The 15412-nt window shown below is 49.1% G+C and carries 13 protein-coding genes; 1 reads left to right on the top strand and 12 read right to left on the bottom strand.

Translation table 11 applies throughout. From position 1 onward, the window contains the following. Window positions 1-145 precede the first annotated feature (145 nt). On the top strand, window positions 146-298 hold the full coding sequence (locus MFFC18_RS24775; protein WP_157665001.1) for a hypothetical protein: 153 nt from the start codon (window positions 146-148) through the stop codon (window positions 296-298). 209 nt (window positions 299-507) lie between these two features. On the opposite strand, the gene MFFC18_RS04220 is transcribed toward MFFC18_RS24775, so the two are convergent. The 12 genes from MFFC18_RS04220 to MFFC18_RS04165 all read right to left on the bottom strand — a co-directional run bounded on the left by MFFC18_RS04220 (window position 508) and on the right by MFFC18_RS04165 (window position 14625). Beyond that, the gene (locus MFFC18_RS04220) at window positions 508-3492 is read right to left on the bottom strand and encodes a serine/threonine-protein kinase (RefSeq protein ID WP_261340507.1); all 2985 of its coding nucleotides are present in this window, start codon (window positions 3490-3492) and stop codon (window positions 508-510) included. A 386-nt stretch (window positions 3493-3878) separates the two neighbouring features. After that, window positions 3879-5087 carry a translocation/assembly module TamB domain-containing protein gene (locus tag MFFC18_RS04215; protein ID WP_148618629.1) on the bottom strand — a complete coding sequence of 403 codons (1209 nt, stop codon included), beginning with the start codon at window positions 5085-5087 and terminating at the stop codon, window positions 3879-3881. Window positions 5088-5295: 208 nt separating this feature from the next. Beyond that, complete coding sequence (locus MFFC18_RS04210; protein ID WP_148618628.1) at window positions 5296-5964, bottom strand: hypothetical protein; 669 nt, start codon at window positions 5962-5964, stop codon at window positions 5296-5298. A gap of 170 nt (window positions 5965-6134) precedes the next feature. Then, window positions 6135-6737, bottom strand: coding sequence for an ECF-type sigma factor (locus tag MFFC18_RS04205; RefSeq protein ID WP_075081939.1), 603 nt, complete (start codon window positions 6735-6737; stop codon window positions 6135-6137). Window positions 6738-6940: 203 nt separating this feature from the next. Then, window positions 6941-8755: a hypothetical protein gene (locus tag MFFC18_RS25210; protein ID WP_148618627.1), complete on the bottom strand. Its 1815-nt coding sequence runs from the start codon at window positions 8753-8755 to the stop codon at window positions 6941-6943. Between the two features lie 1370 nt (window positions 8756-10125). Next, entirely contained in the window at window positions 10126-10737 is a 612-nt protein-coding gene (locus MFFC18_RS04195; RefSeq protein ID WP_390176052.1) for a tyrosine-type recombinase/integrase, read from the bottom strand. 922 nt (window positions 10738-11659) lie between these two features. Continuing rightward, complete coding sequence (locus tag MFFC18_RS04190; RefSeq protein WP_075081942.1) at window positions 11660-11878, bottom strand: topoisomerase II; 219 nt, start codon at window positions 11876-11878, stop codon at window positions 11660-11662. Next, window positions 11875-12210 (bottom strand): hypothetical protein, encoded by a 336-nt coding sequence (locus MFFC18_RS04185; RefSeq protein ID WP_148618626.1) that lies wholly within the window; start codon window positions 12208-12210, stop codon window positions 11875-11877. Before MFFC18_RS04185 ends, MFFC18_RS04190 begins: the two co-directional genes overlap by 4 nt. 65 nt (window positions 12211-12275) lie before the next feature. Then, window positions 12276-12476: a hypothetical protein gene (locus tag MFFC18_RS04180; protein WP_075081944.1), complete on the bottom strand. Its 201-nt coding sequence runs from the start codon at window positions 12474-12476 to the stop codon at window positions 12276-12278. Between the two features lie 189 nt (window positions 12477-12665). After that, window positions 12666-13121 carry a hypothetical protein gene (locus MFFC18_RS04175; RefSeq protein ID WP_075081945.1) on the bottom strand — a complete coding sequence of 152 codons (456 nt, stop codon included), beginning with the start codon at window positions 13119-13121 and terminating at the stop codon, window positions 12666-12668. 298 nt (window positions 13122-13419) lie between these two features. Further along, window positions 13420-13671 (bottom strand): hypothetical protein, encoded by a 252-nt coding sequence (locus tag MFFC18_RS04170; protein WP_075081946.1) that lies wholly within the window; start codon window positions 13669-13671, stop codon window positions 13420-13422. 39 nt (window positions 13672-13710) lie between these two features. After that, complete coding sequence (locus MFFC18_RS04165; protein WP_157665005.1) at window positions 13711-14625, bottom strand: replication-relaxation family protein; 915 nt, start codon at window positions 14623-14625, stop codon at window positions 13711-13713. Between the last annotated feature and the right edge of the window lie 787 nt (window positions 14626-15412).

Raw genomic sequence — 15412 nt, 5'->3', positions numbered from 1 at the left:
ATCCGCTCGGGTTTCAGCGTGGTTTTCAAGTCCTATAGCGACTGCTTCGTAGTTAGGTGTTTGCCATCGGTGTCCATCGAGTTAAAAAAGGGTCCATCGCGGAAGTTTGTGGGTCTTGTAGAATTCTCTGTGAAGGAGAACCCGAATGCAAGACACCGAACTTTATCAACAGATCCTTGGTATTGAGTCGCCCTGGGAAGTATCAAACGTTGATCTGAACATGGAACTAGGGGAGATCGTCGTTAGTGTGCGTCACGCACAAGGCACGAAGTCTTTCAGGGGTTCGATTTGGCTTTGACATCGTTTCGCAAACCCTTGTTTTTACGGGATTTCTTCGTTGACGACTCTTCGACAATGCGTCCACCAGTTACACATTTTGCGAATTAGTGGGTCGATGAAATCGCGGTTCGTCTTTTGGCCGGGAGCGAATAAACATGCATCTTAGCAGACGCCTATGTGCAAAACGCAAACTCTTAGCTCACTCGCTGGGTTGACAGAATACTGATCTCAATTCAAGCCGGAAAGCACCTCCAGAAGTAAAGGTGAGTCCTTGCCCATGGCTTTAGTTAGCGTCGAAACCAGTTCGGACGTCGTTGTCTTATCGGCCTCGGCTTTAGAATTCTTCGCAAGCATCTTCTGCTGGAGGCGGCAGAGAAGATAGGGCAGGAAATCCGGAGGAAGCTGTTGTGATTCAATTGCCGCTTCGTATTCCTTGACGGTTTCCTTGAGAAGCAATTCCGCCTCATCTTGATTGCCAACGAAAAGAAACGCTCCCGCTTTTTCGCGTTGAAGATGCAACCGGAACTCGTTGCTGACTTGCGTTTCTCGAGCTACTGCGATTCCGGTATCGAATGCCGCAAATCCTTCATCTGTCCGGCCAAGATGTACTAGCGTCTTACCAAGTGAAAGCCACCGATGAGGAGGAACTGCAGAAGGCGTATCAGCGTCATGACTGACATTTTCCTCAAGAATCTTTGCTGCCAATTCCAAATCACCACTTACCCGCATGCACTCCCCAAGAACCCACTCGACTTGTCGGCGGAAACGATTCATTGTGCTGGGAGAGAGATGCGTTTGGTACTCAGGATCGTTGATGGCCCTCAACACTTCTTCGATCCTAACCGTCGCTGTTTCTATTTTGCCAAGTCGCAGTTCGGCTAATGCCAAATCCTTTGCGGCCACGTAAACTCTCGCATCATCAGGCGGGTAACTATTTTTTCGGCGTTCCCGATTTACTTTTAGCAACAGCAACGCCTTTTGAAAATAAAAGGTTTTGATCAGGCTTTCTCCGTAGTTGTTCTCCGCATACACCCACATTGGATTGTCAGTCTCAGCCGACTTCAGCATGGTTTCGTAAAGCTCTTCGTAAATTTGCCTGCCCTGCTCGAATGCTCCACCGCGGTAACATGCAAACCCAGCACTGTTGCCCGCTTCCATGAAGGATTGATCTTTGTCACCAAGCGTCTCTCGCGTGTCCCTGAACAACTCTTCCAAAATCGCAATGGCTTCAAGTCGCGTTTGCTTTTCAACTGCAGTTGACAAGTGTTGCCCCAAATTATCTTTGACCTTGAGGATAGAAACGTGCCGACTCGGGTAGACCTTTTCGAGTCTCTCAACCGCGGCCCTCAAAAACTTTGTGGTCATTTCACGGTTATCAGTTTTGTGAATGCAATCGGAAACATACACTTGGGCTGACAAAACGTCTTCGTCTTCCCAGCTTCGAAGCTCTGCCATTCGCTCCGCTGCATCGATAGCAACATCCACATACTCGAATTCACGGCCGAGCGAGCGCACGACGGAAAGAAGACATTTAGTTTTATAAAACTCGAACGAGTTGTCCTTACCGGATTCAACAAACTGCATCATTTCTTGGGAAAGAATGTCAATGATAAAGGGCTTCTTTTCGAGATAGTAAGCTGCCTCGGCTAGCGCGTAGGTAACTTCAAAATGTTTCGGGTCCTCTGGACGTAATTTCCGTTGACGAATCTCCCGTGAACGTTCAAGCAGCGGAAAGGCAAGCTCGGCCTGCCCAAGCCCCAAAAACGTTTTGCCGATGGCATACTGAACGCTTGCCTTTGTTTCGTTGTCTTCAGGGAAGTCTTCATCAAGATTTGTTACTGCTTCGGATAGTGCATCGACAACTTTGAGCTCTTTGCCTGACCGTGTCGAACTGGCCTCTTGAAAGACGGATGAAAGATAGCGAGTTACGCTCTCCGCGTTGGTTTTTGCCAGCTCTGTTTTGTCGCGTGCTTCAACTACCTGAGCATTTACTCCGGCCAATTCACGATTCTTGGATAGCACCAATCCTGCCATTGCTGTTACCAATCCAAGTCCAAGCGTCACCGCAAGCAAATACGTGGTTAGCACTTTGTTCTTGGAAAGAAATTTCGACAGCCTGTACAGCTGAGAAGGCGGAGCAGCCTCGACGGGCTCGCCATCCAGAAATCTTTGCAAGTCGTCAGCCAGCTGTGCCACGGTGTCATATCGTCTATCGCGATTCTTCTCAAGGCATTTCATTGTGATCCACTCAAGTTCACGCGAGACCAACGCAAGAGTTGTCCCTTCAGACTTCCGCTTGCGGAAAGGCATCGGGTCTTGATGCCTAATTACCTCGACAGCCTCTTCCAGTGTGATCTCATGAAGCCGATGTTCTGCAAAAGTTTTCGATCCCGTCAGAAGCTCATAAAGAATCGCACCCAGTGAATAGACGTCAGCTCTGGTATCAACTTCCGACATCGACGACGAACTCCCGAGGCTCGTTTGCTCCGGGCTCATGTAGTCTGGTGTCCCCAAAACCTGTCCGACAACCGTCGGAGAAGATTGAAATAGGTCGGAATCGCTTTCAGGCCGAACAACTTTTGCCAGCCCAAAGTCAATCACCTTTGCACGAAATTTATTGCCATCGTTAGCAACCAAGATGTTCGATGGCTTCAGGTCGCGGTGGATAATACCGTTTTGGTGAGCATGTTGAATCGCCCGACAAACGGTAAGAAACAACTTCACTCGTTCCCCCACATCAAAATCTAAGACGCTCGCATGTTCGACCAGATTCGGGCCATCAGCCAGTTCCATCACGCAAAAGGGGTGCCCTTCTTCAGTCACACCAGCATCGAAAATTTGTGCAATGTTCGGATGCTTAAGGATCGCCAAAGACTGCTGTTCGTTTTTGAACCTGGCGAGCATGGATGGCGAGGTAACCCAAGCCCGAACGAACTTGATGGCAACGTCACGTTTAACAGGATCGGATTGGAACGCTTTCCAAACCGTTCCCATCCCGCCTTGGCCAAGATGCTCGACAAGCTCGAACTCTCTAATTCGCTGGCCAACATGCAAAATCAATTTTCGATCTGCAAGTTTCGATTCGGCTGGCCTCAGCCCACTTACGCTACCTTCAGATCGAGTCCGTCCAAGCTCATTTTGCAATCGCGAAGCCAACTTAGGGAATTGCTCATTGACTATTTGAGTTCCAGTGGATTCGTCCAAAGCCAGCATCACACACAATAGCTCAAAAGTGAGTTCCTCTTTGAAAGAGTCTCTTGCTTCTCCTAACTTTGGTGCTGACGGGCTAGAGAGCAACGTTTCGACAAATGTTTTGACATTCGGGAATTTTCCACCGTCCCGAAACCTTGATTCGAAATCATCACAAGCTGAATCAACTAAAAGTTCTTTTTGAAAATCACGGCTCATCAAGAAATCTCTGCCCAGATGTATGACTCATCAAATGTCTGACAAACAGCTTTAGGATTTTACTTTTGCTGCAACCCGCAGTCCCACCTGAAATCGTCGAAAGAATGATTAACTTAACTGGCTGGAAAACGGAACTTTGTAAAGCGCCTCAGAACTCCGACCCTCATTATTTCAACAATCAATAACAACCACTATATCCGACGTCTGCCGACGCAGAGGAAGGGCAGCAAGAAACAAATAGCAGCTGCTGAATTTGGCTCTGGTATCGCGGAAACTACGGCAATGAAGCCAGTCTTATCAAATTCAGAAGTGTCAAACGCCAGCCCCTTGTTTAACAACGCATCGGAAAAATCGAACGTGTAATCCCCCATAATTTGCCCCTCGAAAAGTTGAAAGGTATCCCCCAAGTTGGCATTAAATCCGGAAACGAAGTTGATATCAAGCACGCCATCTAATTCTGCTAAACCCAAAATTGATACAGAGCCGTAATCTTCGCCTCGTAAGAGGCCATGTATATCGAACTCAATGGAAGCAGCATCGCCAAGCTCGTAGTCGTTTTCGAAAACCGTAACTCCCAGATTTTGGCCGAATTCAAGAACCCCGCCCAGTTGGTCGAGACTACCTTTCACTTCATCGATATCGAGCCTGCCTGACAATTCAATTTCACCTGGGGACAAAGACAAGTCCAAAACGCTCGCTCGCAACGACCCATCAACTCCTATTTCCAGGTTTGCCCCACTGGCAACCGTAACAAACTGATCGGCGGCAAGGTAGCCGTTCTCGGCTACTTGGACAAACGTTGCTCCACCAGCCAAGAAGATCGATTCACCAGTTAGGGATGCTCCATCCAGCACCTCGACACCAATCTCGCCGGCTGTTGGAAACACGAAAGAATCAGTGTCAAAGAAAACAGTTGCTGTCACGTTGATTGCGGAGTCAGCCCCTGTGACGGTTATTCTGCTGTCGCCCACGCCTGCTTCGACGTTTAAACTATTGGCTTTGAGCTTTGAGCCTCCTGAAATTTTAATATCCGACAATTCGTTAGGAATTGGTGCCGTGATGTTACTTAAGTTCGTTTCACCAACTGAAAACGTCGCCTGAAGATCAACAATCGCATCGTTCGTGACATGAAATTTCCCGCCTCGAACCGACAATGAGCCGGGGGACGATCCAGAGTAGTTACCACTCGGATTTTCGGCAACTACCAAGGATCCACCAGACATTTCAAAGCAGGCGCTAAATCGTTCGTCGGCATTGACGTTTAAGATTTCTGTTTCAATGGTGCTGTTGGTTGCTGTAACTCTACCGTTTTCTATGTCGATTCCATCCGAATTGGACCAGTAAGAATTATTGGATAAAACCACTTCCCGTTGGCAAAAGGCCGAGAGCGATTCATCCAACGTAGACTGCCGTTCAGTGAGTCCAATCTGAGTCCAATCTGAGTCCAATCTGAGTCCAATCTGAGTCCAATCTGAGTCCAATCTGAGTCCAATCTGTGTCCAATCTGTGTCGATCGAGAATGAATTGAGCTTGCGTTCGCCGAGAGTCGACTGGTCGAATCCGTCACTTGAAATATATTGGAGTTTTCTTTCAGCGAGGTGCCGATGTTCAAGAATCCAAGGTCACCTTGGTGGTTCCGATTCCTAGCGTCGAATTTCCGCTTAAGGTGACTTCGCCTCGCCCAAAGTCTCCCCCGATATTTGAAGTTGCAAGCCACATCCTCGAACCGCTGGATAACTCCACATCACTACTCAGGCGGCCATTACTTGCGGCGATCACCGAGTTGGAAGCCGTCAGTAACGTCGCCTTGCCAGTGGAGTCGGGTGCCAAAGAAAGCGCAATGCCGCTATCAAAAATTCCGTTTTCTACATCGATCACAGTTCCGTATAGAAACGACTGCCAAGCGCTGATTCTACCGCCGTCTTTAACTCCGGTCGTGCCAAACCTTAAGAATAGAGTGTTGTTGTCGTTTGAATCATTGCTTTGAAACAGGCGAGTTTCCAGTAAGGAATTCGTGCCTGTGACGGTGATTGATGCAGGCTGTGGTGATGCAAAAGGATCGTTCAGCCAATCGAGCTCATCCACTCTCAGCCGCCCTCCGTCGTGAATGCTTATGTCACGATAAGGTTCGGCATATCTCATGTCTTGCCCGATGAGATCGACGAATTCGTCGGCTCCAATGTCTAGCGTTTGGCCGTAAGTCCAACTGTTCAAGCCCATAATTCCAAATAGGGCAAGAGACGAAAAAAGATGGCGAGTATCAAAGGGTGGCTTCATATATCAACTTGCATTAGCGAAAGACAAGGGTAGACGTTCCCTTCATTGGTCCGACAAAAAACTTGCAACCCGACAGGCCTTTCGTGAAATTGTGAAAAATTGATTCCAAATTTCGGCGTCACAAACGAGCATCTTCATGAGATCCGTATGTGCAGTGCAGAATGAAAAAGTCAACTGTCTGCAAGCTTTGACCAAATCTTCCGGATTAGATTTAGCTTTCGCTCGACAGTGCGCTCGGTTTTTCCAAGCTTTTCCGCGATCTCGACGTTGCTATATCCTGCCATGCGCCAAATGGCAACGTTCCGAATTTCATCACTGGGAAGATTGCGCAACAACCGTTGGCTTAGTTCTTCCAATTCAACAAAGACTTCCGGCGGCGGATCACGTTGCACGTAATCCTGCACATTGCCAATGCCTTGCGGCCCGAAAGCAGAACTGTCGCAAATTTTCCCGCCTCCCCGCTTTTGTGCGTGGATTTTTTCCTGTTCGTTAATAGCATCACGCGCAGCGATCAAGGTAAGCATCTGCCAAAGCTCATCACGGTTGCGAACTTTATTAAATCTTTTTTCGTGCAGACCAGTAAACAGAGCTAGAAACGCGTTGGATGCGATTTCATCAGGAGAAATAAGACGCCGGTGGCGATCGTAAATTTTCGACTTCACATAATTACACAACCGATCAAAGAAGCGTCGCCAGATTAACTCAGCTGCTGACTGATCCTGTTCACCAATATCGGTGATTGCTTTGGTGATCGATCCGGGTAAGTGATTCAAGATGGACCGTTGGCGAGAAAACGGATAATTAGACGCTGTCGCGATCTGCGACTGTCTAGCATATGTGCTATGTTAGGTGCTCGTCAAATACCTTAACTATCGAACTTGCGACTACGAAATTTTGGGAACGTTGTAGTTAGGTTTAGTATTCAAAATTCACTGGCGATAAAGTGGCAGCTTGCAACAGGAATCAGTCTAGGTGTTTATCGTTGAATATGTTTGCGTCGATGCCTTGAACTGGCAACGCACAAAGTGATTCCAAGCATGACTATCATTGCTGACGGCTCCGGCACGGCAGCCGTAGAGAAGGTCAGGCGTCCGGACGAGGACAATTCTAAATCAGAAGCTACGAATCCGAATGATCGAGCATTCGTCACGATTTCAGCAAATTGTCCAAATGCACCCCCGCGATACTCAAGAATATCAAAGCCAACTTCCGGTCCGACTAGCAACGCTTCGTCAAACCGTATTTCGAGAGTTCCATCGAGGAACACATCCTTGTCAAAGATGAACTGGTCGTATTCAAAATTGCTGTCGCGTCCGTTGCTGCGTCGAATATCCACAACTAATCGGCCTTCAGTGCCGATCTCGACCTGAGTGCCAAATTCTTGAGCTGACACACTGTTGTCGATATCCACTTTCTCTCCAACAAGAGTTATTCCGCCAGCGTTGATGCGGATTTCTTCTGTTGTGAGGTTACTTCCAATTTCGACCGCATCTCCGATGAACAGAATCCCGTCTCCGCTGACGATGGTACCCTCTTGGAAGAACGTGTTCCCGCTGATGCCAAAGTATGCGTTTCGTTCAATTTCCAAGTTGGATCCTGTATGGAATGCCATCGCCGTGCCGACAAGAGATGAGTTCACATCGAAAGCCGCAAACTCTTTGGCACGGATTGTTCCGCCAGAGTGGTTTGTGAAACGCCCCACTCTAAACTCACCCTGGTCAATGGAGAGTGTCGGCGCAAGATCGACGTAGGCGCCTGAAAATGCTTCAAGGACTCCTCGGTTGTCACCCATTAAAGAAACGACAAGGTTGCTTGGGTTTATTGAGCCGCTGCCGACGGTCACACTGCCAAAGTTGTTCATCTCTATTGAGGTAGAGCCATCGATATTGAGTGCCCCATGGTTCTCTACATGTTTGAAGCGGGAAACTTCGTTGAACGGGTCAGTTGTTTCATGTGTGTGAATCACGCCGCCACTATTGTTGATGACTGAGCACTCGAATGAACCTCCCGTGCTGTTAATCGTGCCATAGTTTTGAAATGCAGACCCTGTTTGCTCAGGAGTGGCAAAGTCATTTACACTCCCATAAAAATTGTTGATGACACCGTGGTTCTCCAGATTGCGAGCCCTGAATGTTCCGCCATCGATATCTACAACAGTCGAGCTATTAATGTGGGCCTGTCCGTCAATTTCAAATCCGCGCCCACTTTCAAGGAGGTCCGTGCGGGAAAGAATCATTGAAGGAATGGTGTCTACCAAGTCATAGTCACCGAGCAAACCGATCCGCCCTCCATAATGCTCAACTCGATCGAGTGATTCCTGCGAGATTTCATTGAGTCTGAAGACGCCAGCGTTGAGTTGCACTTTGCCGCCGTCACGGATCAGAGTTTTTCCATTCGCTGCAAACAGCCCGCCGTTGATCTCGAGCGTCCCCGTGTTGTTTACTGTCAAATCCTCTGTCTCCGCAAGTCGAGCTTTTACTCGGACCAACCCATAATTGGCGTCGATGTCGCTACGAGCACCAATGTTCAGCGAATCCATCGTCCACGCAGCTTCTCCATTGGTCGTGTCGATGAGATCAACGTCAATAATTCCAGTACCATAGGCCGCTCCAATTACGACACCCCCGGCTGGAGGATCACCCGGATCGCGACCGCCAACATAGACGTCACTATTGGTGATAACTGATCCATCAAAAATTCGTAGTCGGCCAAATCCGTTTTTTCCAACGCGAAGATCGCCCGTTTCAAAATGACTGCGATAAACATCAACCGTGCCGTTGCTATCTGTCATTTCACCGATGGTCGTTTCCGTCGAATTCCAAACGCTGTCGAATAGATTGAGTTTTCCGCTCGAACCTGACTCAACTCCTAGGTGAGCGACGCCTGTCGTCAGGAAACTGTCTTCTTCCAACAACAGGAAGCCGTTCCCTTTGTCTCCCAAGGTCAACGTCTGGAAGTCAATGTCTGTTCCGCTTGTCAACAACGTGCCTCGACCCCCAAGTTCTCCGCCGATAACTGTATGTTTCGCATCGATGGTAGAGTTCTGTCCAGCAGTAGCACTTGCAACACCAAAGTTGCCGATGGTCAGGTCGGCGGTTCGTAAAATTCCATCGGTATTGACATGAAGCTCAGCCAAACTTTTGTCCTGATTCGCAACAACGGTTTGCCCCACGTCAACCAATCCGCCGTTGATATTTAACCGAGCACCGTTGCCATCGCCGATGAAAAGATCTTTGCTACTGAATTGGCCACCGGATTCCACTGTCACATATGAATAGTATCCAGTGCCTGCGGGAGAAGGCGTGTTCGTTTTTCCAAACCATGCAGTATCGACAACCTCCATTTCACCACCATCGAAAATATGCAGGTTTGCGTAGAAAGAGTCGCCCATGGAAAGTGTATTGGTTTTTACGACGCCTTTGTCGTAAATTCTTAGCGAACCGTTTTCATTGATCGCGAAATCATCTTCGACGCTCAATGTAAATTGTCTTTTGAAAGGGTTGTTTTCGTCACCAATCGACAGGACGGTGTTTTCTCCCAGCAGGTTCGCGGATCCGGTTACATCGTGAATCGCGTCGGGCCCCGTTAAGGTCATGGAGTACTCATGAGTCCCGTACATTCGGACTTGCCCCCTAGATACTTGCAGACTCGCAGAACGACTGTTTAATACGTCAGAATGCCAAGGATCTGAATATCGATCCCAAGCTACACTCGTGCCGTGGTCTTTGTCAAAGAAGAGATGATCTGCGTCAGCAAGCCCGAGAGGCGAATCATTGGTGCCTTCGATCTGCCAATTCAAGCCTCGGTGGAAACCGTCAAATGGTGCTTGCGGATAGTTCCAAAATAAATTTCGCCCTTGTGCATGTACTGCCATTGGTGTCGCCACGAACAGTGACAAGACAACAAGGATGACTTTCGAATGGGCATGCATGGGAGGGCTCTCGCGGTAGTTCAAACGGGCAGATTGCGGCTAATACAACTCGCACAATCGGTTAAGTCCGGAACTCCTGAACGTGCCCGTCAACAAAAAACACATTTTCGGGATATAAAACTTGGTTTAGATCACCATTGCAAAGATTCGAGCGTCTAAGCGACCGTAAGTCCTTGTTGTGCTCTTCGTCGAGCGGCCAAGATGAGTTTCGTTCGGCCAACCTGATGCAACTAAAGCTGTGAGAGAAGCTTGCGGAGCTTCTCAAGCTCAGACGGATTAAATTGTGAAGCTTCTTCATTCGCTGCTTTAGAATCGAGGTTGCGAATTTCCAGCGACGCTGATTGAACGCTCTTTACAGCCCCGTAGAATTTTTCAGTTGTCGCGAAATCGGAATGCCGGAGAATGAGTTTGAGAGTTTCGGCAGAGACGCCTTGGTTGATGAGACGCTGGGCACAGCCGCGGCGGATATCATGGGCCGAAGCATATTTCAGACGCTTGCGAAGCTCGTCGTCTTTTTCTTGAACAACGACATCGGCCTTTTGACCGATCAGGCCAAGAACGCGGCCGACACGCTCTTTCGTCAATCGCTGTACTTCGCTGATTTGGCTCTCTGCTTTCAACCGACTTGGATCTGCCAGCCATTTTCGTACTGCCGTTTCACTCACGCCGAACTGCTCGGCGATGGCAACATTGGAAAGTCGTTTTTTGAGTTTGGCCAACTCCTTTGGCGTTGGGCGATCCCCAAAGAAGTTTTCCGAGTCGATCGGGAGGGGATTGGCAATCCAACCTGTTCTCGCATCTTCAGGAGTGGTATCGAGGAGTGTTTCCAGCTCGGGCAGCATTGGCACTTCTTGATTCTTTCGGTTCTTTTGTTTTGACGGAATCGCGATCGTGGGATGCTCGCGGCGGTCGTCGGGCCACAGAGGGTGGATTTGCGATTTGTCATCCCATGAGAAATTCATAACGTCGCCAACTCGAAATGCGGTAGTCCAGATGATCTGTAGTACTCGACGCCAAGAACCGGTTGCGTTTTCGCCGACAACTTTGGGAACCGCTTTGAGCATCGCCTCGAATTCAGCCTCGGTAATTGGGCGGCCTTTCATTGGATTGTCGACTTCGAGCTTTTCGAGATAGGGGACTTTGTCGATCCATTCATGACGTGCGCAATAGCGAACAAACGCCATAATGACGCCCATCGAGGAATTAACCGTCATCGGTGAACGCCAGTCGTAGCGACATTCGTCGCCGGCAAGCAATCGGTCTTGTAGATACTCCAGTGAGCCAAGGGTACAACATTCTTTGATTGAACCAGTACCGACCAGACCTTGGTCTTCGCGTCTTCCCGTCAGGATTCTCTCGGCAATATTCAGGCGTGAAGTTGTGTCAGCAAAGGACGAGTCACGCACCCGGGTCTTCTTGTAAGCAAGATACTGATCTTTGCACTCGTCCCATGACCGCGAATATTCTGACGCTTGCTCTTGGTGCATTCCACCTGCAAGAACACGACCAACACCGTGTCTCGTGAGATCCTGCTCTGCGGTTATCAAACCGCCAGACGCAATGTATTCGCCGCTGATTAAGCGATTCGTGCATTCTTTCTGCATTCTTCTAGCCTCACGGCGATCGCGCGTTCCGGTGCTTCTTCGAACTCGCTTGCCCTGAATAGGACAATAAAACTGCAAGACGAATCCGCGATCGGAATCACGCAAAGGCCGATTTGGGTACAACTTTACGTTGCCAATTTCTGGAGAACGAGCCATGAAGCTACTGTGCCTGAACCTGCTTGGTTTGCGCAAACTTTTTCAGGTAGTTCATGATCGCTTCGCCGGTTACCCAACGCGTGTGACCCACGTTGGTGTAGGGAAGTCCTTCATCAAGCATCTTGTCCCAAAAACGCTGGGACACGCCGAGACGATCGAGCACGCAACGTTTGCTGTATGCTTCATCGATTCGGATGACACCTCCTTCGTTTCGCCGGCTCATTTCGCACCTCCCTGAGCATCAGCAGTAGATTGGCTGCCAGTGGCTCGAAAAGTGCGTTCTGCGATGCCATGCCAGTCTCGAGCCACTGCCACGTCCAGTTCCATGCTGGCTACATGATTGAACGCGATTCGCAGCACCTCGATCGCAATAGGGATGTCTGACAAGTTGAAGGTCGAGCTGAATCGAGATTCACCATCGACCGAGTACCGCTTTTGCAAACTGACGCAACGAAACTCGCGTTCCGGGACATCGCTGTCTGGTACCGAATTCACGAATACACTGGCACTAATTGAACCAAGTCGAAAGACTCGCTCCGGTTGATTTGATTTCATTTTTAGATCCTTGTTGGTTTTGAATTGAGATAACTTGTCGATGCAAAACACCGACGAGCAATCGCCTAGGCCTGACTGCTTTCGGGCTCAGAACTGGCTTGCCCACTGTGAAGCGAGCGAACCTTGTAAGCCGTTTGCAGGCACTTCCAACAAAGTGATCCCTGTTTGATGAATCCGTCTGAAAATGTGACCGTCACGCATTCACGCTCTTTTTCGCACCAGCAACAATTTGCTTGTTCATGACGCTTTGACAAAACAACTTTCATATTTTTCTCCTTGAGATAGAAGCCATCGCCAACATGGCGATGGCGGGAAAGAAATGAACGCCCGGAGAAAAGGCGTTCAGGAGTGGCAGTCGAAAAGACTGCGGGTTGTATGATGAAGGCGTAAGGTCAAAAGACTCAAACGCGTTCGCTCATGGCGATCATCAATGACAGTTGCGGCTGTCATCAAGATCAAAAAGGTTTGGCTTTGGTCATTTCGTGTGTCAGTGGCTCAAATCCGCCGAACGGTGTACCGTCATTCGAACCAAAAAACTGCATGGTTCTCTCGAGAAAGTACCACCTGCCCGAATCGAACAGATAAATGAACTCGCAACCCGCTTCGCTTGCGTGAACGACAAGGTCATTCAACTCAATGAAAGGAGTCGGTTTCCCACAGTGAAGTTCACCACGATCACGACCGTAGTAGGTTGTTTGTTCTTCGGTTCGTTTGTTGAAGTCGTGCTTTCTGCCGACACATCTACCAAGGGTAGAGATGTCGCCAAGAGAAATTAGCTTTTTGACTTTAGACGCTTCCGAGTAATAGTGCCGGAGAATTGCTCCGTTGTATTCAGGGTAGCCGTCGTAGTGACAGTAGACTCCTTCGAATGAAGATTTAAGTGAACGAGCAATAAATGAACGTGTTGCCATAGGTTAGGGGTGAAAGAAATTAAAAAATCGCCGAAGCGAACGGCCCGCAACGCCTATCGAACTCAGCCGCAACTGAGCCAACAAACGTGTTGGGTGTATTGAGAACCGCTCCAACCAAGTCGGGCGGATTTTGTTTAGAGATACAAGGGCGGAGCGCCCTTGTTGGAGATGTTGAACAAAGTTCAACGAATTCACGTTTGACGTGACAAGGACTGCCAGAGGCGTCTCGTGTCAACACACAACGTGCCGCTTCAAAGAAGCGACGGAGCCATCAGGGTGGCCCCATGGTTTCTTCCGATTACTCGGAGTCTTTTTTCGTTTCGCGTTGCAAAATTGCAATCCACGATTTCTTGGTCAAAACCTCGACAACGGGTAAGTCATCACGACTAAAAACACTGGTCGATTTGAATTGATCGCCATCTTTGTAAGTGCGAGCGATGCTCACCTTATGAAAAACAGCGCCGCTATCGGACTTGTTTTCAAAAATACTGGCTGTGATGCCGCGTAGTTGAAAGCGTTCTACAGGTTGGTTAGTTTCCTTTTTGGCCATAAAAAATTGGGGTAAAAAATAGTTCCACTGGAAAACGCGCTACTTCTGCCCTGACGGAAGTAGGGAAGTCGTTTTCACTTCGGTGGTCGGTGTAGCGCCACGTTTAACCATCGGCACCATTTCAGTGTGATGGCAACAGGCGAAAATTGATTCAAACAGAACGTTGTCTGGCGTGGCTTCATCGAAAGAGACGAACCGAAATGCTTTTTGAACTTCGTGACCGTCATTCTTTTTGGCGAATGCGCGGCAAAGCTGATCGCGACGCTTTGCAGATGGAGCAACGAACAAAATATAGAAATGGCCCACATTCGTCTCGGGAAAGTGCTGTCGGTGTCCCTGTTGCTCCCAGAGTTGTTGGTAGCCGGGGCTCTTGCGAGCCGCGACACGGTCATGAAAAAATGTGTCCCGGTCTTGCTCAAGATAGAAGATGGCTTTTTGTTCCTTGAATTCAAGAACGTATGCTGCATCAGGAATACAAACAACGTTGCCGAATTTGGTGCGCAGGAATCTTCGCGGCTTGTCGGCCTCATCAAGATTCAACGCCTCATCTTCATTGACCCATTTGTCGATGCGAATCTTTTCCGAAGTCGCTTCAACGGCGGCGTGCATCAACCGCTGCGTCTCGGAAACGGCAGTGTAATGCTGTAAGTGCTGTGGCTGCGAAGGTTCTACTGGCTTTCGGAGGATCGAATCGTCATCGAAATGTCCGGCCAGCAGTTCAAGCCCGGTACGGGTGAGATGAAAGACTGGACTGTTCGAGCCGTCCTTTGGATTCACAACTTGAAGATTGCGTTTGCGTACATAACCGGCTTGCCGTAATCCAGTCAGGCGTCGGCGCGTAACGCGTCCGGTTGAATCAGTCGTGAAGCACATCTCGCGAAGCTGACGAGACGTAAGCATGAAATATTGAGAGAGCAGCGAAAGTGCTTTTATATCTCGTTCTTGAAGAATCATCGTTGGGCTTTCTGGGCGAACATTTTCCAGACAGATCATCCGCATCTGTCTTAAAGAGAGAGAGCGACGGAACGTCGCTCCTCTGGAGTCAGTCCAAGCAGGACTGTTGTTCAACTAGTGAAAACGTCAGGTACACCATTACTGGTTCCGCAGACGAGTTCGCCCAGTTTCCTCAAAATTGATTGACAAAGCAATCAACCTTGTGGCATTCTTCCATCATCGGAGAAACAGCAATAGCTGTCCAGCTCCAATCGCCAAAAAAGAGCCCAGTAGGCTCAATTCAAGTCCAATTCCTGGCAGGGAACTGGGCTTTCCTTTTGTCCTCGTTCTAGTCGACCATGTGACCAGTTTCGAGTACCGAGAAAACAATCTTCTCATGGGGATATGGGGGAAGAAAACAAATAGAGCTTTCGCTCATTTACGATTAGAAAAACTAGCGATCGGAATGTCAAGTAAATTTTGGAGGGCAGGCATTTGCCGAGCGTAGCGAAGGTTTTTCGAGTGAGGGCTCGAGGCCCGAAAGCGAAATGGGTGCAGGGGCTGTGCGTACGATTGGCCGAGGACGGGAGTGGAAACGAACCGACGAAAGCCAGCGGGAGCCAGCCCTTGCCCAAAGGGATTAGCGTAGCGTCAGACATCCGCGAACTTGAGAGCGGGGTTGGCTGGAATCCCTTTGGGCAAGGGGTTGCGGAGCACGCCCCTTGCACCCTAAATGCCTGCCAGAGTGGGACTTCCGTCATAGCGCCCATTGACCGGGGTTGGACACGCATTGGTCGGTCTCTCGGTC

Origin of the sequence: Mariniblastus fucicola, from assembly GCF_008087665.1 — a bacterium.
Taxonomy (GTDB): Bacteria; Planctomycetota; Planctomycetia; order Pirellulales; family Pirellulaceae; genus Mariniblastus; species Mariniblastus fucicola.
This window is presented reverse-complemented; position numbering and strand designations above follow the sequence as displayed.